This window comes from Paracoccus sp. (in: a-proteobacteria) (assembly GCF_030536915.1).
Classification (GTDB): Bacteria; Pseudomonadota; Alphaproteobacteria; order Rhodobacterales; family Rhodobacteraceae; genus Paracoccus.
Genome location: NZ_JAUNPC010000180.1, coordinates 1 through 2,522 on the forward strand (window position 1 = coordinate 1; position 2,522 = coordinate 2,522).

Genomic DNA, 2,522 nt, shown 5'->3' on the forward strand with positions numbered 1-2,522 from the left:
CGGCGCCAGCTTCTGCGATCCGGTCAGTTCGACGGCCCATAGACGATGCCGTTCGGGCGGTCGCCCACCGGCACCGATCCGACGACCTCCTGGCGCGCGACGTCGATGACCGAGACGCTGTCGTCCGCGATGTTGGTCACGAACACGAAGGCGCCGTCCGCCGAGGCCGACACACCGTGCGCGCCAGGAGCGGTCTTCAGCGTCCTGGCAACCTTGCTGGTCGCCGTGTCGATCACCGACACGGTATCGTTCGGCGCGGCCTCGGTCCCCTGGTTGGCGACATAGACCTGCCTGCCGTCGGGGGTGGCGATCATCTGGATCGGGCTGGGACCGACCTCGATCCTGTCCGTGACCTCGCGCGTGGCGGTGTCGATGACCGCCACACGGTTCTCATCCCGCAGCGAGACATAGACCCGGCTGCCGTCAGGGGTGAAGCCAACCTGGACCGGCGCCGTGCCCACCGGGATGCGTGCCGCCTCGGTGAGGCTGGCCGTATCGATGACCGAAACCGACCCGTCCTCGACATTCGCGACGTAAAGTTCGGTCCCGTCCGGGCTGAGCCGCAGCCCGTGCGGATAAGCTCCGGTCTCGATGCGCTTGACCACCGATGCGTTCGCGAGATCGACCACCGCGACCTCGTCCGCGCCCGAGAGGGACGCATAGGCGCGACCCTGCGTATCGGCGACGACGTGGGCCGGGTGGGCACCGACCTCGACCGTGGCAGCAGGCTTCGAGAGGTCCTGTGGATCGAGCATCACCAGAAGTCCCGCGGCGTCCCCGTCGTGGCCATGCCCCTCCGAGCCATGATCACCGGAAGCCGGAGTGCCGACCGCCAGCAGGAAGCGCCCGTCTGGCGTCAGATTGACGTTATGAGGCGCCACCGGGATCGGCGTCGTGATCACGGTCCTGGTGCCGAGATCGATGGCGCTGATCGAGCTGCCGCCTTCATCGGCGGACCAGACGGTGCCGCCGGTCTGGCCGAAGTCGATAGCCTCAGGGCTACCTTTCTCCTTCAGCCAGGCTTCCATCTCGGCGATCTCGCGCTCCTGCGCCGCGATGATCTGCTCGGCCCACGCCTTGGTCTGGGGGTCGTCGCCGTGCTGCTGCACGATCCGGGCCATGTCGATCGCGCCTTGGTGATGCGGGATCATGCCCCGGACGAAGGCGGTGTCGGGGTCCTCGGCCATGACGCCTTCCATCATCGGCCCGTGCATTGCGTCCATGGCCTCTACATAGGCGCGGGTGAACTTGGGAGCATTCCCGTCGGCTGGCGTCGTTCCGGCAGCCTTCGAGGCATCGGCCGCACCGTGCATCATCCCGCCCTGCATCATCTGCTGCATGGCGCTCATGCACTCGGCAGGCATGGCCTGCATCATGGTCCGCATCTGGTCCGGCATACCCGGCATCGGCATCGTCGGGGCGGCAGGCGGGGCGGCCTGTTCCTGCGCCTGTGCAGGATGGTGGGTGTCATGCCCGGCCTGGGCCAGAGCAACGGTCGGCAGCCCTGCCGCGAGGCCAAGGGAAAGGGCGATTGCAGTTCGTTTCATTGCTGTTCATCCATGTCCGGGAAAACGCGGCATCACACAGCGCACGCGCAGTTCCCGAGTGATCGTTGATGTCTGAGTGGCGTTATCGGCCTGTCGGCCGAAGTGGCCGGAAGGCGCGGACCTCTCGGATCCGCAACGCCTTCACGCAGCGATGGATGAACGTGGTGGCCGCAGGATCCCCTCGGGCGTCCGCCCCAAGCGACCCACCAGAATGCCGAGGCGGGTCTCCCCGCTGGAAGGCGGATCGGCCCGCGGGCTCTCCGGCAGAAGGGCGGTGATCGTGCAGAACTGGGCGCAGCAGTCGTCCTGGGAACCCGGCCTGCTCCCGTCGGAACCGTCCTGATCCCCGGAAGTCGTTCGGGCACAGCCGGACGCCGCATGAGAATGATCGCAGCCTTGGTCCAAGCTCGCGGCGACAGCCCGCTCGGCATGGACCGTGTGTGCTGCCGGGAGGGTGTGGGCTCCGGCCTGCAAAGCCAAGGCGGCGAAAGCCACGATCAGCCATGCGGTTGCCAGCCATTGCCTCCAGCAGCCGCAGAGCCTCATGCCCTTTGTCGCACCCCTGCTCATCAGACCGTTCGTTCTCTTCCTCTGGACCGGCTCAGGCTTCCTGCCCGCTCAAGAAGCAGGGAAGCGGCCATTTTCCGGCAGTGCGATCATCACACCACGTCGTGCGGGAAGACGACACCTGAAACCGGCGAGGGCAGGTTGCGACATGATGCCGCCCGTCGATGCCGAGAACCGCCTGTGGCCGCCTTCCGGTCATCACAGCTTCACGCCCCGCAGCCGCGACGCATTCGCGATCACGCTGACCGACGACAGCGCCATGGCCGCCGCGGCGATGATCGGCGACAGCAGGATGCCGAAGAACGGATACAGCACGCCGGCCGCGATCGGGATTCCCAAAGCGTTGTAGATGAAGGCGAAGAACAGGTTCTGGCGGATGTTGCGCATCACCGCCTGCGACAGCCGCCG

The 2,522-nt window shown here is 66.9% G+C and carries 1 protein-coding gene and 1 pseudogene; both read right to left on the bottom strand.

Going from position 1 to position 2,522, the window contains the following annotated elements:
• Nucleotides 1-23 precede the first annotated feature (23 nt).
• The gene (locus Q4F04_RS15455) at nucleotides 24-1,547 is read right to left on the bottom strand and encodes a DUF305 domain-containing protein (protein WP_303370680.1); all 1,524 of its coding nucleotides are present in this window, start codon (nucleotides 1,545-1,547) and stop codon (nucleotides 24-26) included.
• Between the two features lie 765 nt (nucleotides 1,548-2,312).
• Nucleotides 2,313-2,522 (bottom strand): annotated as a pseudogene (locus Q4F04_RS15460) (copper-transporting ATPase); the annotation flags it as partial.

Bases quoted from the DNA above. Each gene is read 5' to 3' on its own strand.
- Q4F04_RS15455 (WP_303370680.1), bottom strand. From the start codon at position 1,547: ATGAAACGAACTGCAATCGCCCTTTCCCTTGGCCTCGCGGCAGGGCTG.